Origin of the sequence: Rhizobium sp. SU303, assembly GCF_021052345.1 — a bacterium.
GTDB classification, from domain to species: domain Bacteria; phylum Pseudomonadota; class Alphaproteobacteria; order Rhizobiales; family Rhizobiaceae; genus Rhizobium; species Rhizobium laguerreae.
Window position 1 is genome coordinate 701,204 of the sequence record NZ_CP088096.1, and the last position, 21,911, is coordinate 723,114.

Annotated in this window: 18 protein-coding genes; 14 read left to right on the plus strand and 4 right to left on the minus strand. The window is 62.1% G+C overall.

Going from position 1 to position 21,911, the window contains the following annotated elements:
• Nucleotides 1–28: 28 nt before the first annotated feature.
• Both RlegSU303_RS27910 and RlegSU303_RS27915 read right to left on the minus strand, forming a co-directional pair.
• The gene (locus RlegSU303_RS27910) at nt 29–775 is read right to left on the minus strand and encodes an SDR family NAD(P)-dependent oxidoreductase (RefSeq protein WP_131620236.1); all 747 of its coding nucleotides are present in this window, start codon (nt 773–775) and stop codon (nt 29–31) included.
• 40 nt (nt 776–815) lie between these two features.
• Nucleotides 816–1,208 (minus strand): DoxX family protein, encoded by a 393-nt coding sequence (locus RlegSU303_RS27915; RefSeq protein ID WP_017956828.1) that lies wholly within the window; start codon nt 1,206–1,208, stop codon nt 816–818.
• 158 nt (nt 1,209–1,366) lie between these two features.
• On the opposite strand from RlegSU303_RS27915, the gene RlegSU303_RS27920 reads away from it, so the two are divergent.
• Nucleotides 1,367–1,747, plus strand: coding sequence for a winged helix-turn-helix transcriptional regulator (locus RlegSU303_RS27920; protein WP_017956827.1), 381 nt, complete (start codon nt 1,367–1,369; stop codon nt 1,745–1,747).
• 30 nt (nt 1,748–1,777) lie between these two features.
• Here the strand turns inward: RlegSU303_RS27920 and RlegSU303_RS27925 are convergent, their stop codons facing one another.
• Nucleotides 1,778–2,272: an Lrp/AsnC family transcriptional regulator gene (locus RlegSU303_RS27925; protein ID WP_017956826.1), complete on the minus strand. Its 495-nt coding sequence runs from the start codon at nt 2,270–2,272 to the stop codon at nt 1,778–1,780.
• Nucleotides 2,273–2,422: 150 nt separating this feature from the next.
• On the opposite strand from RlegSU303_RS27925, the gene RlegSU303_RS27930 reads away from it, so the two are divergent.
• From RlegSU303_RS27930 to RlegSU303_RS27970, 9 genes are all read left to right on the plus strand, one after another.
• On the plus strand, nt 2,423–2,629 hold the full coding sequence (locus RlegSU303_RS27930) for a hypothetical protein (protein ID WP_017956825.1): 207 nt from the start codon (nt 2,423–2,425) through the stop codon (nt 2,627–2,629).
• A gap of 28 nt (nt 2,630–2,657) precedes the next feature.
• Nucleotides 2,658–6,365: a trifunctional transcriptional regulator/proline dehydrogenase/L-glutamate gamma-semialdehyde dehydrogenase gene (putA, locus tag RlegSU303_RS27935; RefSeq protein ID WP_017956824.1), complete on the plus strand. Its 3,708-nt coding sequence runs from the start codon at nt 2,658–2,660 to the stop codon at nt 6,363–6,365.
• A 353-nt stretch (nt 6,366–6,718) separates the two neighbouring features.
• The gene (locus RlegSU303_RS27940) at nt 6,719–7,729 is read left to right on the plus strand and encodes a LacI family DNA-binding transcriptional regulator (RefSeq protein ID WP_017956823.1); all 1,011 of its coding nucleotides are present in this window, start codon (nt 6,719–6,721) and stop codon (nt 7,727–7,729) included.
• A gap of 45 nt (nt 7,730–7,774) precedes the next feature.
• Nucleotides 7,775–9,067 carry an ABC transporter substrate-binding protein gene (locus tag RlegSU303_RS27945; RefSeq protein WP_165507517.1) on the plus strand — a complete coding sequence of 431 codons (1,293 nt, stop codon included), beginning with the start codon at nt 7,775–7,777 and terminating at the stop codon, nt 9,065–9,067.
• A gap of 75 nt (nt 9,068–9,142) precedes the next feature.
• On the plus strand, nt 9,143–10,075 hold the full coding sequence (locus RlegSU303_RS27950) for a carbohydrate ABC transporter permease (protein WP_017956821.1): 933 nt from the start codon (nt 9,143–9,145) through the stop codon (nt 10,073–10,075).
• Nucleotides 10,068–10,961, plus strand: a complete 894-nt coding sequence (locus RlegSU303_RS27955) for a carbohydrate ABC transporter permease (protein ID WP_131620234.1) — start codon at nt 10,068–10,070, stop codon at nt 10,959–10,961. The genes RlegSU303_RS27950 and RlegSU303_RS27955 overlap by 8 nt, the downstream gene beginning before the upstream one ends.
• 2 nt (nt 10,962–10,963) lie before the next feature.
• Nucleotides 10,964–12,664 (plus strand): glycoside hydrolase family 32 protein, encoded by a 1,701-nt coding sequence (locus RlegSU303_RS27960; protein WP_017956819.1) that lies wholly within the window; start codon nt 10,964–10,966, stop codon nt 12,662–12,664.
• A gap of 13 nt (nt 12,665–12,677) precedes the next feature.
• Complete coding sequence (locus RlegSU303_RS27965; RefSeq protein WP_017956818.1) at nt 12,678–13,724, plus strand: ABC transporter ATP-binding protein; 1,047 nt, start codon at nt 12,678–12,680, stop codon at nt 13,722–13,724.
• 470 nt (nt 13,725–14,194) lie between these two features.
• Nucleotides 14,195–16,732 carry a methyl-accepting chemotaxis protein gene (locus tag RlegSU303_RS27970; protein ID WP_131719013.1) on the plus strand — a complete coding sequence of 846 codons (2,538 nt, stop codon included), beginning with the start codon at nt 14,195–14,197 and terminating at the stop codon, nt 16,730–16,732.
• Nucleotides 16,733–16,900: 168 nt separating this feature from the next.
• Here RlegSU303_RS27970 and RlegSU303_RS27975 read toward each other — a convergent pair whose 3' ends face one another.
• Nucleotides 16,901–17,752, minus strand: a complete 852-nt coding sequence (locus tag RlegSU303_RS27975; protein WP_017956816.1) for a sugar phosphate isomerase/epimerase family protein — start codon at nt 17,750–17,752, stop codon at nt 16,901–16,903.
• Nucleotides 17,753–18,096: 344 nt separating this feature from the next.
• Here RlegSU303_RS27975 and RlegSU303_RS27980 point away from each other — a divergent pair, with 344 nt between their 5' ends.
• From RlegSU303_RS27980 to RlegSU303_RS27995, 4 genes are read left to right on the plus strand one after another with little or no spacing between them, the layout of a single operon-like run.
• Nucleotides 18,097–18,984, plus strand: a complete 888-nt coding sequence (locus tag RlegSU303_RS27980) for a sugar phosphate isomerase/epimerase family protein (protein WP_017956815.1) — start codon at nt 18,097–18,099, stop codon at nt 18,982–18,984.
• A gap of 59 nt (nt 18,985–19,043) precedes the next feature.
• On the plus strand, nt 19,044–20,213 hold the full coding sequence (locus tag RlegSU303_RS27985; RefSeq protein WP_026158221.1) for a mandelate racemase/muconate lactonizing enzyme family protein: 1,170 nt from the start codon (nt 19,044–19,046) through the stop codon (nt 20,211–20,213).
• 2 nt (nt 20,214–20,215) lie between these two features.
• A complete protein-coding gene (locus RlegSU303_RS27990; protein WP_131620232.1) occupies nt 20,216–20,908 on the plus strand; it encodes a FadR/GntR family transcriptional regulator in 693 nt (230 codons plus the stop codon).
• 21 nt (nt 20,909–20,929) lie between these two features.
• The gene (locus tag RlegSU303_RS27995; protein ID WP_131643302.1) at nt 20,930–21,904 is read left to right on the plus strand and encodes an NAD(P)-dependent oxidoreductase; all 975 of its coding nucleotides are present in this window, start codon (nt 20,930–20,932) and stop codon (nt 21,902–21,904) included.
• The last annotated feature ends 7 nt before the right edge of the window (nt 21,905–21,911 follow it).

A 21,911-nucleotide genomic window follows, 5' to 3' on the forward strand; every position in this document is an offset into this window, starting at 1 on the left:
CTTGCTCATCGACGGTTGCCGAGGGCTGTTACCGGGCGCTGTCGATGATTGCGCCGCCATCGGGGGTAAGGCTGTATCCCGTAATGAATTGGGAATCCTTGCTGGCCAGGAACAGCACCACCGGGGCAATGTCGTCTTCCGGCGAGCCGAAACGAGCAAGTGCGCTCATCGGTGGAGGAACCTCCTTTTCTGCTGCGCCCCAAGTGTCCGCGATCGGCAGGATGTTGTTCACGGTGATGTTGTCGCCACCCCATTCGCGTGCCGCCGTGCGGGTCAGCGCGCGCACTGCCTCCTTCGCCATGTTGTACGGGCCGTACCCGGCCAATCCAATCGTGCCGGCCATCGACCCGAAATTGATGATCCGCCCTTCTCCGCCTTCTCTCAGGTGAGGATAACAAGCCTGCATGAAACGTAGATATGCGATCGGCCCGGTGTCGAAGTTCCGTTGCAATTGCGCGACCGAAAGGTCGATGACCGAAGACAAGACCGCAGAACCATCGAAAGCATTGTTTACGAGAATGTCGATGCGGCCATATGTTGCGATAACCTTGTCCACCGCGGCCGTGATCTGATCGGCTTCACCGACGTCGCAGACGACACCGAGGGCGGTGCCGCCCGCGTCGACGATATCCGCGACAACGCGTTCGACGCCTTCGGATGTCCGCGAAAGAACTGCGACCTTCGCGCCTTCGGCCGCAAACAGTTTTGCGGTGGCGCGGCCAATGCCGCGGCTTGCGCCAGTGATAACGGCAACTTTTCCATTGAGTCGATCCATGTGTATCTCCATTTGATAAGGCTTGGGAATCGTCGAGGCGTCAGAGGACGGCGGCCTGGACGTAAGGGGAGGGGACGTCGCGGGCGTCGTTCTGCGTCATGAACGAGGTGATCAGCAGCGCCAGGCCGATCGCCGCTGGCAGGGCGCCGACAGGTTTTCGAACGCCGATATGCGCGAGGCCCGATAGCAGCAGGTGAAAGAAGATGCCCGCATAGGCGAGATCGCTGAGCGGGACGCTGACGCGCGAAAGGATCGCGAGCGGGCCGAGGACCTTAACGATGATCATGAACGGAACGAGGTTGTTGGCGCTGTATCCGAGTTCCGTCAGCGCCTCACGAACCCACTGTTTCTTTGTGGCATACATGTAGGCTGAAGCGAGGTAGAGCACGGATAGAAGTGCCGTGCTGATCCAGTATCCGTAAAATTCAAGCATAAGCTCATCCCTGTCGCTGCTCACGCAGCAACATTCCTCTCGTCGAGTCTGTCGGTTTCTATGTGAGAGGCGCTCCTTTTACTGCGCCCCCGATGCACGGATGAAAAATGTCGTCAAAGGTCTATCTTTGCAAGTAGGATGAATTACTTACAGCTAGTATGGAAAACCAGACTATGGCCGATGGCGAAATCAATATGCATGAGGAGATGCGCCGCGCATTCGCGCTGCTCTCCGGCAAATGGAAGCTGGAAATCATGTGGCTGCTCCATCAGCGGGTCCACCGGTTTGGCGAACTGAGAAAGGCTATTCCCGGCATCACCCAACACATGCTGACGGCGCAACTCCGCGAGCTCGAAGCAGACGGGCTCGTGTCCCGCACAGTCTTTGCGGAGGTTCCCCCGCGCGTCGAATATGCAATCACGCAGAAGGCGCGGGGCCTCGGCCCCACGATGGAAGCTCTGACGGCATGGTGGAATGAGTACGGCAAAAGCGTGCCGGCGAAGCCGAGCGCACGCGGCCGTAAAGCGAAAGCTGGCTGAACTGCTTTGGGTCGATAAACGACATTACCCTCACGAAAGACTGGAACCGAACTTGTCCCAGCTTTCCTTGACCGTTTCCATCGCGACATTCGTCGATGTGCTGGCAACGTGGGGCAGCGTCGAGATGCGCTCGCCGAGAACGCGGCGGTAGCGGCCGATATCGCGCGTGCGGATCTTCAGCAGATAGTCGAACCTGCCGGCGATCATATGGCACTCTTCGACTTCGCTGATCTTCTTGATGGCATCGTTGAAGCTTTTCAGCGCGTCCTCGCGGGTATCGGAAAGCTTCACCTCGACGAAAGCAATATGGTCGAGCTGCATTTTCGACGGATTGAGGACGGCCTTGAAGCCTTCGATATATCCTTCGCTGATCAACCTTTTGAAACGGATCTGGCACGGCGTCTTCGACAATCCGACACGCGCGGCGAGATCAGTGATCGACAGCCTGCCGTCCTCGGCGAGTGCGGCGAGGATCTTTCTGTCGAATTGGTCCAATTCACTAAAGATGTCGGTTTCAGTAGCCATTTGAACTCTCGCGGACGGATTAATAAGTTCATACAGCCTGGAAACTGTTGAAATCAAGTGAGATTGCGATTTTCGATTATGATAGATTATCTGCCGGGCAGAAGAGTGCTGAAATCGGTATTGGCGCCGCGCTCAACACGGGGATCATACATGCATAACAAAGAAGCGGATGACGATCGGACGCCGGATCTGCTCGCTCACTACCGGCCGCTGGCGATCAGGGCCGTGGCTGCGGCGCTCACCCTCAAGCGCGACAGACCGGATGCGCGCCCGCTGCGGGAGACCGAATATTCCGGCCCCGCCTTCACGGACGATGCACACTGGGACGACGAGCCCGGCATCTCATTCATCCGTTAAAACAGACATCGATTGAATAGGGACTCCCATGTTGAACGCAGCGATCGACCCCGCCCCCTCCAATGATCCCGCCGACGGCGCGCCGTTTTCCGGCTTTGCCCCACCGATCCGACCGCAATCCGAACTTCGCCAGGCCATCACGGCAGCCTATCGCCGGCCGGAAACCGAATGCTTGCCGCCGCTCGTTGCAGCCGCGCGTGTCTCCGAGGCAAAACGCTATGACATTCGCAGCACGGCCCGCAGCCTGATCGAGGCGTTGCGCGCCAAGCACAAGGGGACCGGAGTCGAAGGGCTGGTGCAGGAATATTCGCTTTCCAGCCAGGAAGGCGTGGCGCTGATGTGCCTCGCCGAAGCGCTGCTGCGCATTCCCGACACCGAAACCCGGGACGCGCTGATCCGCGACAAGATCGCCGAGGGCAACTGGACCTCCCATATCGGCGGCGGAAAATCCATGTTCGTCAACGCCGCCACCTGGGGCCTCGTCGTCACTGGTAAGCTGACGTCGACGGTCAACGACCGGAGCCTGTCGGCAGCGCTGACGCGGCTGATCGCCCGCGCCGGCGAGCCGGTCATCCGTCGCGGTGTCGATATGGCGATGCGCATGATGGGCGAGCAGTTCGTCACCGGTGAAACGATCGCCGAGGCGCTGAAACGCGCCCGGCCGCTGGAAGCGCGCGGCTTCCGCTATTCCTACGACATGCTGGGCGAGGCCGCCACGACGGGCGCCGACGCCGAGCGATATTACCGGGATTACGAAAAGGCGATCCACGCCATTGGCAAGGCGTCGGACGGGCGCGGCATATATGACGGCCCGGGCATATCGATCAAGCTTTCGGCCCTGCATCCCCGTTACGTGAGGTCGCAGGCCGGCCGGGTGATGAGCGAGCTGCTGCCGAAGGTCAAGGCGCTGGCCGTTCTCGCCAAGACCTATGATATCGGCCTCAATATCGACGCCGAGGAAGCCGATCGGCTGGAGCTTTCCCTCGATCTCCTTGAGGAGCTTTGCTTTGCGCCTGATCTCACAGGCTGGAACGGGCTGGGCTTTGTCGTGCAGGCCTATGGCAAGCGCTGCCCCTTCGTCCTCGACTACATCATCGATCTCGCACGCCGCTCCGAGCGTCGGGTCATGGTCCGTCTCGTCAAGGGCGCTTACTGGGATGCGGAGATCAAGCGCGCCCAGCTTGACGGTCTCGACGACTATCCAGTCTATACCCGCAAGATCTACACCGATGTCGCCTACATCGCCTGCGCGCGCAAGCTGCTCGATGCTCCGGATGCGGTCTTCCCGCAATTTGCCACCCATAATGCGCAGACGCTCGCCACGATCTATCGTCTGGCGGGTGCTGATTTCACCGTCGGCAAATACGAGTTCCAATGCCTGCACGGCATGGGCGAACCACTCTACGACGAGGTTGTCGGAAAGGAAAAACTCGACCGGCCCTGCCGCATTTATGCGCCTGTGGGAACGCATGAGACGCTGCTCGCCTATCTGGTGCGACGCCTTCTGGAAAATGGCGCCAATTCCTCCTTCGTGCACCGCATCTCCGATCCGAATGTCTCGGTCGAGGCGCTGATCGCCGATCCCGCCGAAATCGTCGCGGCCATGCCTGTCGTTGGCGCGCCCCACGCGCAGATCGCGTCGCCGAAGGCTCTTTACGGCAGCGCCCGAGCCAATTCCGATGGTCTCGATCTCTCGAACGAGGCCACGCTTTCGGATTTGGGGCAGGCGCTCGCCTCCACGGCTGCTGCCCCGTGGCATGCGCTTCCCATCCTAGCCGACGGCTCTATGGATGGGGTTACGCGCGATGTTCTCAATCCTGCCGATCACCGGGATGTCGTCGGCACGGTGACCGAAGTGAAGGTCGAGGAGGCAGCGCGCATCGTTCGCATGGCGGCGGAGCATGCGCCGCAATGGGCCGCCGTGCCGCCGGCCGAGCGTGCCGCTTGCCTGGAGCGGGCGGCCGACATCATGCAGTCCCGCATCAAGGTGCTGATGGGCATCGTCATGCGCGAAGCCGGCAAATCCGCGGCCAATGCCGTCGGCGAGGTGCGTGAGGCCATCGATTTCCTGCGCTACTATGCCGAACAGGCTCGCAAGACCCTCGGCCCCTCGCATGCGCCCCTCGGCCCGGTCGTCTGCATCAGCCCGTGGAATTTCCCGCTGGCGATTTTCACCGGACAGGTCGCCGCAGCCTTGGTGGCCGGCAATCCCGTGCTTGCAAAACCAGCCGGCGTCACGCCGATCATCGCTTCGGAGAGTGTGAAGATCCTTCACGAGGCGGGCGTGCCTGTCGGTGCCCTGCAGTTCGTGCCCGGCAGCGGCCGTCTCGGCGCCGGCATGGTCGGGGCGGAGGAGACGGCAGGCGTCATGTTTACCGGGTCGACCGAAGTTGCCCGCATGATCCAGGCGCAGCTGGCCGAACGGCTATCGGCGACCGGCAAGCCGATTCCGCTGATTGCCGAAACCGGCGGCCAGAACGGCATGATCGTCGACTCCTCGGCTTTGGCCGAGCAGGTGGTGGCCGACGTCATTGCGTCTGCCTTCGACAGTGCCGGTCAACGCTGCTCGGCGCTCCGGGTTCTCTGCCTTCAGGACGATGTCGCCGACAGGACCCTCGCCATGCTGAAGGGCGCCTTCCGCGAGCTTACGATCGGCCGTACCGATCGGCTGAGCGTCGATGTCGGCCCAGTCATCAATGACAGCGCAAAGACGGAGATCGACCAGCATATCGAGCATATGCGCGGCTTAGGCCGGAAGGTGGATCAGCTGCCGCTGCCCGAAAGTGCTGCGGCGGGGACCTTCGTTCCGCCGACGATCATCGAAATCAAGTCCCTGTCGGACCTGACAAGAGAGATCTTCGGCCCGGTTCTGCATGTCGTCCGCTTCAAGCGAAACGGGCTCGACCGTCTGATCGACGACATCAACGCATCGGGTTATGGTCTGACATTCGGCCTTCACACTCGGCTTGATGAAACGATCGCGCATGTGACCAGCCGCATCAAGGCTGGAAACCTCTATGTCAACCGGAACATCATCGGCGCCGTCGTCGGCGTGCAGCCGTTCGGCGGCCGCGGCTTGTCGGGAACGGGTCCGAAGGCCGGCGGTCCGCTCTATATCGGCCGGCTGGTGCAGCGCGCGCCCGTGCCGCCACAGCAGGATTCCGTTCATACGGACCTCGCCCTTCGTGACTACATCGTCTGGCTCGACAAGAAGGGCTTGTCGGGCGAGGGGGAAGTGGCGCGTGGGTATGCGAGCCGCTCGGCGCTCGGGCTCGAACGTGAACTCACCGGTCCGGTCGGGGAGCTCAATCTCTACGCGCTCCATCCCCGCGGCCGTATTCTCCTCGTGCCGCAGACCGAAGGCGGGCTTCACCGCCAGATCGCCGCAGCCCTTTCGACCGGCAACCACATCGTCGTCGACACAGGTTCCCTATCGAAGTCAGTCCTGGCGGACCTTCCGGCGGCTGTCGCCAGCCGGGTTTCCTGGACGTCGGATTGGGAAAAGGATGGGCCGTTCTCCGGGGCGCTCGTCGAAGGGGATCGCGACAGGGTTCTGGCCGTCAATCAGAAGATCGCTCACCTGCCCGGTCCGCTTCTGCTGGTCCAGGCCGCGACGACCGAGGAACTGGCGAGCGATCCCGAAGCCTATTGCCTGAATTGGCTGCTGGAGGAGGTGTCGACGTCGATCAACACCGCGGCTGCCGGCGGCAATGCAAGCCTCATGGCCATCGGCTGAGTAACAGGACGAGGGCGCAGAAAATGCGCCCTCGAAACTCCAGACGGAAAAGAGGCCCTCTTCCCGGAATTCAATCTGGCTTCCTCGGCCCATACGGCGTCGGGCGGCGATCCGCTCGCGACACAGTATTGCTGGCGTGAGGAACGACGATTGGAAAGGCAGTTTCGGGAAACCTCGCCGCCTTCATGTACTTGCTCGAACAAGTCTTTCCAGGTCATCGGCATCCAGGGACTTTACGACGGCCTTGCGGCTTGCTTTCCCGTCCACAGGTTGCCGTCTTCGTCCGCAAGCGTAAAAGCCGCTTGACAAAAAGCGTTCGCCGCGACTATTGGGTAATCGATCACCCAAGGAGGATGGTGCGGATCGTGGCAGTATCTCTTTCTGACATTGCGGAACGTGCGGGAGTCTCGGTAAAGACGGTTTCCGGTGCATTGCACGGCGGCTCCGCCCGCATGTCGGACGATACGCGCCAGAAGGTCAAGGCCATTGCGGAAGAGCTCGGCTACGTGACCAACCTTGCGGCGCGTGGCGTGCGACAGGGCTGGCTGCCGCTGGTCGGCGTCGTCTCCGACGGTCTCATCACTTCGCCTTTCGCCACCGAGATCGTACGTGGCCTCGACGGGGCGGCCCGCAGCGCCGGGATGGCGGTCTTTGCGGTCAACCACCGCAGCGGCCAATCTATCGGCTCGGTGCTCGACGAGGTGCAGCAGTTCCGGCCGCGCGCCGTTGCTTACGCCGCCATGTACCACAAGGATGTCGCCCTGCCGGACAGGTTGGCGGGCGCCGTCGGCGTCATGATCAACTGCCGCGAGGCTGCCGGCCGCGTCACAGCGTTGGTGCCGGACGAAGAGGGCGGCGCGCGGGAGATCGTGCATTATCTCCTCGGCGCCGGCCGGCGGCGCATCGCCTTCATCAACCTGCCGGGCATTCTCGCCGGCACGCTACGCGAGATGGGGTTTCGCGCGGCGCTTGAGGAGGCGGGCATCGACCACGTTGGCGTGTTGCCGGCGGTGCGCCGCAGCGTCTACAGCGACCGCGCGCCAAGCCTTGTCGCCTCTCATGTGGAGGCGCTTCTGAAATCCGGTCAACGGCCGGACGCCATCCTTTGCGGCAATGACCGCGTGGCGATGGAAGTCTATGCGGCGCTTGCCCGCGCCGGCCTTCGCATTCCGGATGATATCGCGGTGGCAAGCTTCGACAACCAGGTCGAGATAGCCTCGCGGCTGGACCCGCCATTGACGACGATGGCCCTGCCGCACCGCGCCATGGGCCGCCTTGCCATGGAGATCCTCCTGGCCGAGCAGCCCGAACCGCCGCATCTGCGGAAACTGCCGTTCCATCTGGTCGAACGGTCATCCGTCTGAACTTGAATAGTGCCCAACAGGAGGAGAATACAAATGAGAACTTTAATGGGTAATCGATTACTTTCCGCACTCCTAGCGTCCGCCGCGCTGGTCGCGACCGCCGGTCTCGCCGAGGCGAAGACCGTCATCCACGTCATGCACCAGGGCGATCCCGGCTGGGTGAAGGCCTATGGCGACGTTGCCGCCCGCTTCGAGGCCGCCAATCCCGATGTCGACATCGAGATGATCTACGCGCCGCACGATGCCTATAACGAAAAGTTCAGCGCCGCCGTCATGGCCAAGCAGCTGCCCGATATCATGGAACTCGATGCTCCGTTCCTCGCCAATTATGTCTGGTCCGGCTATCTGCAGCCCGTCAAGCCGCTCATTGACAAGGACCTGCTCGATGACATGACGGATTCGAATATCGCCCAGGGCACCTATCCGATCGACAAGGACCTTTATGCGATCGGCCTCACCGACTCCTCGGTCGTGCTCTACGGCAATAAGAAATATCTTGAAGCGATCGGCGCCCGCATTCCGAAATCGGTCGATGATGCCTGGACCCGCGAGGAATTCGAAGGCTATCTCGAAAAGCTTTCCAAACTCGAAGGCGTGAAGTGGCCGATCGACACCTTCCGAGGTTACGGCATCAAGACCGAGTGGATCACCTATGCCTACGGCCCCCTGCTCGAAAGCGCCGGCTGCGACCTGATCGACCGCAAGACTTGGAAGGCCAGCGGCACGCTCGATGGCGAGGCCTGCGTCAAGGCGCTGACGATGATGCAGGACTGGGTGAAGAAGGGCTGGGTCGTGCCGACTTCGTCGGGCACCAACCAGTTCTACGCCGAGGGGCAGCCGGCCGCGCTCGCCATGGGCGGCCACTGGTTCTACGCGGAGGCATCGGCAGCGATGAAGGACAATATCATCGTCATGCCGCTGCCGAAGATCGGCGACAAGGGCGTGAGCCCGAACGGGACCTGGATCTGGGGCATTTCCGCGACCTCGGAAAACCCTGAGATCGCCGGCAAGTTCCTGAGCTTCCTGCTGAAGGACGAGGAGTACCGGGAGTACGCCAAGACCCAGTCCGCCTATCCGGGCCTGAAGAGCTTCGCCGCCGGTTCCCCGCTCTATGCGGAAGGCGGTCCGCTCGCCGTCGCCTTTGAGCAGGCTTCCAAGACCGCGATCGCCCGTCCGCCGCACCCGGCATATCCGACGATCACCTCAGCCTTCATGCAGGCCGTCGACAAGATCTTCAACGGTGGCGACGCGCAGGAAGTGCTGACGGCCGCTGCCAAGAAGATCGACGAGGATATCGAGGACAATGCCGGCTACCCGCCCTTCGACGAGCAGCAGTAAGGGGTTTTGACGGGGCCGGTTCGTCCTGCCGGCCCCTGGACCATCTCGGGAAGGATGACCGATGAGGAGGAAACAATGACTTTGCAACAGACCTCCACGCCCGCTTTGCGGCGTCCGGCGAAACGCCGCGATAGGCAGCGGCTCTGGCAGGAAATGGCGATGATCGCGCCTGCCTTTCTGCTTTTGGCGATATTCCTGATCACGCCGTTCCTCTTGTCTTTCTGGACGGCGATGACCAACCAGCCGCTCGTGCCGCGCCCGACGCCGGTGCGCTTCGTAGGCCTCCTGAATTTCGAGCGCGTCTTCGCCGACCCGCTGTTCTGGACCTCGCTGTGGAACGTCACGCGCTTCACCGTCTGGGTGCTGCCGCTGCAGTGCGGCCTCGCCTTCCTGACCGCGCTGCTCTTGCATCAGAAGCTGCCGATGCAAAACCTGCTGCGCGGCCTGTTCTTCCTGCCGGCGATCACCTCTATGGTGGTGGTCTGCGTCATCTGGGGCACGCTGTTCCAGTATCCAAGCGGCCCGCTCAACCAGATCGTCGGTTTCCTTTCCGGCGGCACGATCCAGCCGATCGACTGGCTCGGCGACCCCAACTGGGCGATGTTCTCCATCGTGTTGCTTTCAGCCTGGCAGGCCTATGGCTTTCAGATGATCATCTATCTCGCCGGCCTGCAGGGCATTCCCGAAGAACTATACGATGCCGCCCGCATCGACGGGGCAAGCGCGTTGCGCCGCTTCTGGCACGTCACCATGCCCGGCCTTCGCCCGACCCATGTCTTCGTGCTGGTTATCACGACCATCCAGGCCTTCAAGCTCTATACGCAGGTGGCGATCCTCACCCAGGGCGGCCCGAACGAAAGCACCGAAACCGTTGTCCACTACATGGTGCGCGCCGGCTTCGAGGAGCAGAAACTCGGCTACGCATCGGCCGTTTCCGTCATCCTCTTCGTCATCGTTCTTCTGATCGCGCTCCTGCAACGCAAACTCCTGAGGCGCTTCGATGTCTGATCTCGCTTTGACCCAGCCCGCCTCCCTGGCAATCGCAAGGGGCAACGGCAAGAGAAGCCTGCGCATCGTGCAGAGCCTCTGCATCCTGGTCATCGCGCTGGTGATGATCTCGCCGCTGTTCATGCTGCTGATCGCCAGCCTGAAGGACGACCGCTTCCGCATCCTCGCCGACATGGGCAGCTTCCGCGCCTTCTGGGTCGGCGACCCGACCCTGTCGAACTACAAGGAGATCGCCCATTTCTCCGGCGAGCTGGCCTATGGCCGATATCTTTTCAATTCGCTGGTGATCCTCGTCGCCACAGTCGTCTCGGGTCTTATCGTCAATTCCATGGCGGGCTTCGTTCTGGCCTGGGGCTCGCTGCGCGGCAAGGCGGCGCTCTTGGCGCTGGTCGTCGCGCTCTATGTCATCCCGCAGGAAAGCATCATCATGCCGCTCGTCGTCATGATGTCGCGGGCGGGTCTGACGGATACCTTCGCGGTGCAGATCCTGCCCTGGGTGGCAAGCCCGCTCTATGTCTTCCTCTTCTACCAGTTCTTCGCGCAGCTGCCGAAAGAACTCTATGAAGCGGCGGAAATGGATGGCGCATCGGCCTTCCGCATCTACCGGTCGATCTACATGCCGCTCAGCCTGCCGGCGCTCGCCACGGTCTCGATCCTCATGGGCATCGAAAGCTGGAACCAGTATCTCTGGCCGACGCTGGTCACCCAGACCGACTATGCTCGGCCGATTGCCGTCGCCATCGCCACCTTCTTCGGACAGGACAGCATCTACTGGGACCGGGCCATGGCCGCCTCGGTGCTGATGATGATCCCCGTCCTCATTCTCTATCTGGCTTTCCAGCGCTGGTTCGTCAGTTCATTCGTCGGCTCCGCCGTGAAAGGTTGATCATGTCTCTACAGGCAAAATCCGAAACCTCAGCACCTGAAACCATCGAAGCGGAGCTGCCCGAAGGCACGGTCCTGCATCTCTGGTTGAAGGCGCGCCATGCCGGCGGCGAGGCGAAGCTCTTCGTCGCCGTTAATGGCAACGACATCGGCGAGCCCTCGACCCGCCGCACGGGGGAATTTGAGTTCTTCGCTGTGACGCTCGCGAAGGGCGGCCGTGCCACGCTGTCCTATGATGCGACAACCACAGCGCTTTCCGTCGCTTATGCCTTCCGGCCGGAAACCGTGATGAAGGAGGGCATCTGCGTCTTGCACAGCGATGCCCGCACCGCCGCCCCCGACGTGCCCGACAGCTATCATTTCCGCCCGCCCTTCGGCTGGATGAACGATCCGAACGGTTTTGGACGGTTCGGCGGAAATGCTCACCTCTTCTACCAGCATTATCCCCACGAGCCGCGCTGGAACACCATGCACTGGGGCCATGCCGTCTCAAAGGATTTCGTCCGCTGGACACATCTGCCCATATTCCTCTTCCCGGCGGCGCATCTATCGGAAAAGGACGATGGCGGCGGCGGCGCCTTCTCCGGCTCGGCGATCCCCGGCATCGGCCCAGAAGGCGAGGAAATCCGCGTCTTTTACACCGAGCATGTGCGTGACCGGCAACCGGAAGAGCAAATCCAGCTTTCAGCCGTCAGCCGCGACGGCATCGTCGCCGGGCCGTCGGAGATCGTGATGCCGCTGCGCCCGGAAGGCTTGAACCTCACCACCGATTTCCGCGACCCCTATGTCTTCAAAGGCCCGGACGGCCGCTGGAAGATGCTGCTCGGCAGCCGCGACAGGCAGGGCGGCGTCGTACTGCTCTATGAAACCGCAGACCCGCAAGGCGCCGATGGCTGGACCTTCCTCGGCATCCTCCATCGCGAGGACGGTTTCGGCATGACGGCGGCGGAATGCCCCTGCATGGTGCCGTTTTCCGGCAAAAACGCAGAAACGCGCTGGGCGCTGATCTTTGGTCTGCTCACCAGCCGCGACCCGGCCACCGGCCGCCGCAACCTCACCTCCGTCACCGTCGGCGGTTTCGATGGCCGCACCTTCACTGCGGAGTTCGAGCAGGAGTTGGATTTCGGTTCGGATGCCTATGCCTTTCAGGCCTTCGTTGATGGCGACGAGCCGGTCGGCATCGCCTGGCTCGCCAACTGGACGGATTTTTCCAAGAAGGACGATTTCCCGACGACCATGACCCTGCCGCGCCGCGTGCTTCTCGACGGCGACACGGTGCTGACCCCGCCGGTCGCAGCCGTCGAAAGCCTGCGCCATCAGTTGCTGGACGACACCGCGCTTGCCGCCGGCAAGACCGTGCCGCTCGGCACCGGCGCCGTCGAGATCGTACTTGATCTTACCGAGCCGGGCGCCGCCTTCGATCTCAGCTTCGATCATCCGGACGTCGATCTAGGCGTGAAACTCGATGCCGATGGTCTGGCGATTGTCTTCGACGCTCGCACCGGTATGACGCCGCCACGTTACGTCGCCACCGGCGCGAAACCGTCGAGCCTGCGCATCTTCCTCGATGCCGGCTCCATCGAGGTATTCGCTGACAACGGCCGCTGGACGGGGTCCAAACGCATTCCGAGCTTTGCCGCCGCACGTTCGGCAACGCTCACCGGCGCCGTCGCCGAGGCGGGCGTCTGGCAATTGAAACTGTGAGGGAGGACAGACAATGGCATCGGTAGCAATCGACCGGGTTCTGAAGCAATACGGCGCGGCCTCCGTTATCCACGGGGTTTCCGCGGATATCGAGGACGGTGAGTTCGTCACGCTCGTCGGGCCGTCCGGCTGCGGCAAGTCCACGCTTCTGCGCATGCTGGCGGGGCTAGAGGATATCAGCGGCGGTGAAATCCGCATCGACGGGCGCGTCGTCAACGACGTCGCGCCGAAGGAGCGCGATATCGCCATGGTGTTCCAGTCCTACGCGCTCTATCCGCACATGACGGTGCGCGAAAATATGGGCTTTGCCCTGAAGCTGCAGGGGCGCGATAAGGCGACAATCAACAAGCTGGTGAGCGAAGCCGCAGGCATTCTCGCACTTGAACCCCTGCTGGAGCGCCTGCCGAAACAGCTTTCCGGCGGGCAGCGCCAGCGCGTCGCCATGGGCCGCGCCATCGTACGCCATCCGAAAGTGTTCCTCTTTGACGAACCGCTGTCCAACCTCGACGCCAAGCTGCGGGTGACCATGCGCAGCGAGATCAAGGAGCTGCATCAGCGCCTTGGCACGACCATTGTTTACGTCACTCACGACCAGATCGAGGCGATGACCATGGCCGACAAGATCGTCGTCATGCGCGCCGGCCACATCGAGCAGATCGGCAAGCCGCTCGATCTCTACGACCGCCCAAATAACACCTTCGTCGCCGCCTTCATCGGCTCGCCGTCGATGAACCTCTTCGAGGGCGGCATCAGCGACGGCGGCTTCCGTATCGAAGGCGGTGTTTCCCTGCCGCTTCCGCCGCAATTGAGCCACAGCGCGGCACGCACCTACGGCATCCGCCCGGAAGACCTCGACATTGCGGAGACGGGCATTCCGGCCACCGTACTGACTGTCGAGCCGACAGGTGCGGAGACCCATCTTTCGGTGCGTGTCGGCACGCAGACGGCAACCATCGTGCTGCACCGGCGGGTGGATTTAAAACCTGACCAGCAAATCCACCTCGCGCCCAAATCCGAGAAAGTCCACCTCTTCTCCGCCGAAGGCCTTCGGATAGACTGATCCCCCGGCGCCTGCCGCCGAGCCACGACCGTCGATGACGGGCGTGGTTCGGTTCCAGTGCCATCCAGGCTTGCGACGTCTTGGTTTTGGGTGCCCGGCTTTTCACTGATCCAATTGGCCAATTGCGCGGCGATGTGTTGCCACGGGTTGTCGGCGGCCGGCCCGAAGCAGATTGGTTCTGGAGGAGGTGTTGACTTCGATCAACACCGCCGCTGCCGGCGGCAATGCAAGCCTTATGGACATGGGCTGAATGACAAGACGAGGGCGCAGAAAATGCGCCTTCGTCCGCCTGCAGCATGTGCCGACCAAACTCGACACCATTGACCATTTTTTTAACAGTTGTGACTACTGTGATGGTCTGGCGTGATCGCTGCTACCGGCTGTCATCATGAAATGACCGCTGCCACTGCAGGCCAAGGCGAGGGGTCGCGTCGGAAAAAGAGCCAACTTTGCTGGGGTGGGGGCCATCTATGGCGCTGATTGATCGACTGTTGCAACGTATGCGGATCGTCACGAAGGTTCTCGTCTTCGTGGTGCCGCTGATCGTCCTGATAGCCGGGATCGGCCTGTTCGGCTATTTCACTGCCGGTACGCTCAACGGCCAGATGACCCTGACCCGGCAGACGATCGAAACCCTTTCCAGTTTTCAGCAACTGCGATCCTCGCTGACGGCGTTTACCGATCTGCCGAGTGCGGCCACGCGCGATCGGTTGACCGCCAGCATTTCGGATCAGGAAAAGGGTGCGGCGACGCTTGATGCGATGTTGACCGATCCGGCGCAGAAGCAGCAGATCTCTGCCGTGCGCGAACTCGGGGCCAAGATGCAGGGCGGCGCCGACGCGTTATGGACGGTGTCACAGGAGCGCGCCAATACCGAACAGTCGATCGACGGCGAAGTGGCCCGACTGTTCAAGGAAAGTCAGAGCGCCCGTCAGCAACTCGACGTGCTTCAGGATCAGGCGAACGGAAAAGAGGCCTTCGTCCGGGCCCTTCTTCTCGATGCCTCGGCCTATAAGAGCCTCGGGGAGCGCATTGCGAAATTGCGCAAGGCGACTGCACGCGCAGCCACCCCTGAAGATCTCGCCAAGGCCATCAGTAGCCTGCTGCCGCCGCTCGTCAAAGAAGCGGGTGCGAGTGAGGCGCTTGCGTCCGAGAAGGCTCAAACCCAGATCGCCTTTGTGAAGCCGCTATTGGACAGGCTTGCTGCCATGGTCGAAGGCAGCAATCTGTCGCTGGACACTTACGCTCCCCTCGACCAGGAACTGCAACGTCTCGAGGAGCAGTCTGCAAAGCTCGCCGCTGCCAATGCGGACACGGCAATCGAGCGCTTTGCCGGCATGGACGCGAGCATATCGACACTTCGCTCGATGGTGGTGATCGTCAATGCCGCTTTCAAATCCATAGACGATCTGCGCTTACACCTGAGCGAATTGAACAGGCGGGTTGATGCCGAGGCAAGGGATGCGGTTCTTGCGGATCTCAAGGCACTGCGTGAAAACGCTGCAAAGCTTGTGCCCTTGAGCGGGCGAAACGCCGCGTTGCAGGATCTTGCCAAGAAAATCGAGCCATCGCTTGCCGCAATCGAAAAGCACACATCGCTGCTGATATCGATCGCCGATCGCTGGCAGGCCAACAAGCAGGCTGCGACGGAGCTGGTGGCGACGGCAAGTCATACACTCGAGCAGTTCGTCAGCACGGCGCAGGAGAGCGGCAAGGAAATCAGCCAGCGCTCGGCGACGATGTCGCTGTCGGCGATGATTGTAGGCACCGTGCTTGCGATCATCGGCGGTCTCATGCTGATCGAAACGCTGCGCGGACCGCTGAAGCGGATCACCCAGACGATGATGCGACTGGCCGACGGCGATCTGAACGTCCCGATCGGCGACGGCAAGCGCGGCGACGAGATCGGCGACATGATCCGGTCCGTCACCGTCTTCCGCGATCATGCGCTTGAGAAGACCAGGCTGGAAGAGCTTGCCGAAACAAACAGGGCGCGAGACGAACTGGAGCAGGCCAGCCGCGCCGCTGAGCAGGCGCGCATCGAGGCCGAACAGAGCAAGGCTCTCACCGCTCTGTCTGATATGCTCGGCAAACTTGCCGATGGCAATCTTGCAGCCGTCATGAGCGAGGATCTGGCCGCCGATTACGTCGCCATGGCCCGAACCTACAACCACGCCATCGATGCGCTGCGCCTGACACTCGCCGAGGTGCGCAACACGACCTACGAGATCGCCGAGGGCAGCACCAATCTTTCCGGCGCCGCCGACGATCTGGCCCGCCGCACGGAACAGCAGGCAGCGTCCCTCGAGGAGAGTTCGCGGGTGCTGGGCGAACTCACCGCCAGCGTGCGAACGACGGCCGAAAACGCCCGCCAGACGTCGCTTTCAGTCGCCGAGGCGCACCGCCAGGCGGAGCATTCTGCGGCCGTTGTCGCCAAGGCGATCGACGCCATGGGCGCTATCAACCGGTCATCCGAAAAAGTCACCAGCATCATCGGCGTGATCGACGAGATTGCCTTCCAGACCAATCTCCTCGCGCTCAACGCGGGTGTGGAAGCGGCCCGTGCAGGAGAGGCGGGCAGAGGTTTTGCCGTCGTTGCGCAGGAGGTGCGTGAGCTTGCGCAGCGTTGCGCGACGGCCGCCCGCGAGATCAAGGGTCTGATTTCCACCAGCGCATCGCAGGTCGGCGCAGGCGTCCGGCTCGTCGAAGAGACCGGCCAGGCGCTTTCATCCATCATGGAACATTTCACCTCGATCAATGGACTGGTGCAAGTCATCTCGTCTTCGACCACCACGCAATACAAGGGGATCGACGAGGTCAACAATGCCGTTCGCGATGTCGAGCACATCACCCAGCACAATGCCGCCATGGTGGAGGAGAACACCGCGGAGATTCATCGGCTCCGGCATCAGGTGGAAGTGTTGAACGAAAGAATCTCCCACTTTCAGACCGCCGATATCCGCAAGGCATCGCCCGCCGCCCGCCCGCCGATGTCCCTGGTCTCCTGAGGGGATGTCTCCTGAGTGGACGCCTTCGGAAATCCCTCCGATATGCAAGGGAACCTGCTGCTCAATGAGAGCAGGCAGAAGGTGATCGCTCAGGCGTAAGGCGTGCCCGCCAGTGCAGCGTTCAGGCCGGCGGTTCCCCTATCGACCGCGGCGAGAATCAGTTGGTATTCATGCCGCCGCGTGCCATCCATTGCGGATATGGCGGTAGCCTTCGCGATAGACCGCTTCAGGTGTCTCGGAAAAGTCGCGCCAGACCTTTGTGGCGGCGGCGAGTTCCTTGAGCGCCCGACCGAAGGCCTCGATTGTCAGCCACCCGTCGTAGCCGCTCGCGCGTAGCGCCTTGAACGTCTCCGCCCAGGGAATGTTGCCGCGCCCGGGTACGCCGCGATCGTTCTCCGAAATGTGGACATGGACGATGCGGTCACTGTTTCGCGTGAAGGCGCCGATGGGATCGGCCTCTTCGATATTGCTGTGGAAGGTGTCGTACATGGCGCGGATATTCGGATGTCCGACCGCGTCGATATGGGCCGCAAGGTCGTCCATCGTGTTGAACAGGTAACATTCGAAGCGGTTTAGCGCCTCAAGCCCGATCGTGACGCCGTGCTTTGCTGCATGATCGCCGACCGCGCGTTGCGAGGAAATTGAGTGCTTGAGTTCCGCCGCGCTCGGCCCGCTTCCGGAAAATTTGCCGAGCGTCGAATGCAGCGGCCCGCTCAGCATCGTCGCGCCGAGCGCATCGCTGCAGTCGATGGCCCATTTCACGTAGTCGATGCCGCGCCTGCGGGTCGCAGCGTCGGGGGCGATCAGGTTCATCTGAGGGTCGCCCATGGCGGAAACGGCGGTCCGTTCCAGGCCGATCCGGTCGAGCAACGCCCCCAGCCGCCGGTAGTCGTCGGGTGCGCCCGAAAAGATCGGGATCTCGACGCCGTCAAACCCCGTGTCCTTGATATCGCGTAACAGTGCCTCGTGTTTCCGGCCGACACTTGTCGTCCAGAGGAACATGCACATGCCGATCTTCATCTCCCCTCCACTTGGCCCTGCGGCCACTGCGCGACGATTTCAACGTCCTATCGCTTTTCCAAATCTGGTCATACCAAATCTTCGAATCTGGTCAAGCCAGTTTATTGCACGCTTGGGTGCCGGATTCGCGCCAAAGCGGGAAATGCAGTATTAAATATCGATCGGCAGAAGAAATGTCGCCCTTTTGGCCCGTCTTGCAGAGGGTTAAGAATTGAGTTAGAGCTTTCAAATAACGAGAATTGGCCTAACCAGATTGCCGAAGGTGGCGAGAGTGGCCAACCATAACATGACCTTTTGCCGCCCGATTGGCGGTCGAACGTGCTGCAACTGTCTGGGAGGACCTCATGCATCTTTCGACACATAACTGGATGCGGGCCGAACCGCTCGCCGTCACGCTGAAGCGCATCAAGAAATATGGCTACGAGAGCATCGAGATATCCGGCGAACCGGCACAGTACGACGTCAAGGAGACCCGTGCGCTGCTGAAAGAGCATGGCATCCGCTGCTGGGGCGCCGTTACGCTGACGCTCGGCGAACGAAATCTTGCCGCCAGGGATGAAGGCCAGCGCGCCAGGTCAGTGGACTATGTCAAGAGCGTCATCACCATGGTCAGTGAACTCGATGGCGAGATCGTCACCCTCGTGCCGGCCACCGTCGGCAAGGTGGTGCCGGATGGCACCGAGGAGGAAGAGTGGACATGGGTGGTGGACGCCACCAAGGAGTGTTTTGCCCATGCCCAGAAGAGGGGCGTGCGCATTGCCGTCGAGCCGCTCAACCGTTTCGAGACCTATTTCTTCAACCGCGCCGCCCAAGCGCTGGCGCTTGCCGATGCCGTCAGCCCTGAATGTGGGGTGTGCCTGGATGCCTTCCACCTGAACATCGAGGAGGAGGACATGTATGAAGCGATCCGGCTCGCGGGAAAGCGCCTGTTCGATTTCCACGTCGCCGATAACAATCGTTTTGCCGCCGGCCTCGGCCATCTCGACTGGCCAAAGATCATCGGCACGCTGAAGGAGATTGGTTACGACGGCGCCGTCACCAACGAATTCGTCGCTCCGGTCGACCGGACGCCCGCCGCCAAATATCCAGACATGGTCGAGCGAAACCCTGTCGACATACCCCCGGAGCAGCTGAAATTCATCCAAGACCACGGCTCGAGCCTTCTCACTGAGAAGTTCTACGACGATCAGATGCGGATCACTGCCGAGACGATTCTGCCGCTGATCAAGTAACGAACGGAAAGACACATGCCGTGCGGCTCGCGGGCCGTGCGGGGCAGGGGATCCGAGACATGCGCATCAAGACCGTAGAGGCCTGGTGGATTAAAATTCCCATCGAGGCCAGCCGTCAGCACCGCAGCGACTTCGGCCGACTGACGACCTTCGATAGCGCCATCCTGCGGATCGAAACGGACGACGGCATCGTGGGCTGGGGAGAGGGTAAGAATGCCGCGGGCAGTGCGGGCACCTACGGCACGCTGGTCCACATGATCAACCACGAGGTGGGGCCGAAGCTCATCGGCCGCGATCCTGCCGATATCTCCACCATATGGGAGATGCTTTACAACGGCGTACGCCACGAGACGGCGGCGCGTTCGGGTCACGCCATGCCGGAGATCGCGCGGCGCGGCCTTTCCGTCGCGGCGATCAGCGCGGTCGACATAGCGCTCTGGGACATTCTCGGCAAGTCGCTCGGCGTCCCGGTCTGGAAGCTGCTGGGTGGCCGCAAGGCCGACAGGTTGCCCGCCTATGCCTCGGGTGGTTGGGAGAGTGCGGAGCGGATCGGCGATCAACTCCGGTCCTATATCGCGGCCGGCGGTTTCAAGTCAGTCAAGATGCGCGTCGGCGCGATGGATGGTGCGCCGCATGTCTCGGCATCGCGCGTGCGGGCGGCGCGCAAAGCGGTCGGGCCCAACGTCGACCTGATGGTCGATGCGCACGGGACGTATACTGTTGCCGATGCGAAGCGCTTCATCCAGATGGTTGCCGATTGCGACCTCGCCTGGTTCGAGGAGCCGGTGATTGCCGATGACAAGCCGGGCATGGCGGAGGTGCGCGCGGCTGGGAACGTGCCGATCGCTGCGGGCGAGAGCGAGGCGACGCGTTTTGCCTTCCGAGATCTTGCCATGCTTCGGGCCGCCGACATATTCCAGCCGGATCCCGCCTTCTGCGGCGGCATTACGGAGGCGATGCGCATCAGTTCGCTGGCCAGCGCCTTCAACCTCCGTTTCGCGCCACATCTTTGGGCCGGCGCGCCCTGCTTCTTCTCCGGCCTGCACTTGTGCGCCGCTTCCCCGGCAAGCTTCATCATCGAATATTCGCTCGGCGCCAATCCGATGATCCATGATCTTGTCGAGGACACTGTGTCGGTGAAAGACGGTATGATAGAGATCCCGGACAGGCCTGGCCTGGGCTTCACGATCAATCAGCGGGTCCTGGAGACTCACGCGCAAAGACAGTGACGATGAAAGAAAACTCCCTCCTCTCCGATCTCGCGGCCCATCTTTTCTCGAACTCGAGCGGCAACGGCCGTACGCCTTCGGAGCGAGAGCTTGCGGAGCATTTCGGCGTCAGCCGGGGCCAGGTTCGCGAGGCACTGGCCATTCTGGAGGCAATGCGCATCGTCGAGCGCCGGGCCAAGTCGGGCATCTATCTGACGACCACAGAGGCGAGCGTGGAGGCAATGGCGCTTTTTGCCCGCGCCGGCGTGCCGCTTGATCCCATCCTGATCTATGAGACCGTGGAGCTTCGCAAGATCCATGAGATCAAGGCCGCGGAGCTCGCCTGCGATCGGGCGACAGCGGAGAATTACCAGCACTTGCGCGATATCCTCGCCGCGTCAGAGGCGAAGCTTGCCGCCGGCGAGGGGCTGGCGCGCGAGGACCGGGATTTCCATTTGGAGATCGTCCGCGCCACCAAGAATAGCGTCTTCCATCGGGTGTGCAGCGTCTACTACGTCATGGGCGAGCACCGCCTGCCGATCTATTTTGCCGACGCCGCCCGCAGCCGGCGCTCGCATGAAGAACATATCCGCATCTACGAGGCGCTACTTGCCCGAGACGGCAATCTCGCCCAGGCGCTCATGAGCGCGCATCTTCAAGGTGCGGAAAGCTATTGGAAGGGTCTTATCGGCGGTCCAGCGACGGCCGCCGGATAGGCGCAACCGGCGGGAGGGCCGATGAGCTTCATCTTTTCCACACATCCCCTGCACCCTGCGGCCAGGTCCATGCTTGAGGCTGCGGGTGATCTGCGCGTGGCTTCCGCGCCCGATCCCGAAACGTTGCTGCGAGAAGGCCGCGGCGCGGGCATCGTCGTCATACGTGCGCCGATCCCTCCGGCCTTCTTCGAGGATGCACCGGCGCTTCGCGCGGCGATCCGCCATGGCGCCGGGCTCGACATGGTGCCGATGGATGCGGCGACCCACGCTGGCGTGCTTGTCGCCAACGTCCCGGGCGCCAATGCCTCGACTGTTGCCGAGCACGTCTTCCTCGTGACACTGGCTCTGCTTCGGCGCTTCCGCCTGATGGACCGTGAACTGCGTCAGAACGGCTGGGCGGCGGGCCGCGCTCAGTCGGATACGGCCGTCGACCTCGCCGGCCGCACCATAGGCATCGTCGGTATGGGCAATGTCGGCAAGGCGATTTTCAAGATCGCGAAGTTCGGCTTCGGTCTGGAGGTGGTCGCCACGAGCCGGTCGCCGGAAAACGTGCCGGACGGCGTGCGTTTCCTGGCTATCGATGAGCTTGTTGCGACGGCCGACATCGTGGTGCTCTGCTGCCCGCTGACGCCGGAGACGACCGGCTTGCTCAATGCCGGTCGCATCGGGCGCATGAAGCCCGCGGCCATTCTGGTCAACGTTTCGCGCGGCCCGGTGATCGATGACGCGGCATTGATCGAGGCGCTGCGCGACGGCCACATCGGCGGAGCCGCGCTCGACGTCTTCGCAACGCAGCCGCTGCCGCTCGATCATCCCTATTTCGGCTTTGACAACGTCATCGTCACGCCGCATCTCGCCGGTCTGACGGAAGAGAGCATGATGCGCATGGGAACAGGCGCGGCGAGCGAAGCCCTGCGCGTCATCAAGGGCGACTTGCCCGTTAATTTGCGCAATCCCGAAGTGGTAGAACACTACCGCCGGCGCTTTCCGGCATAGCTCCGAG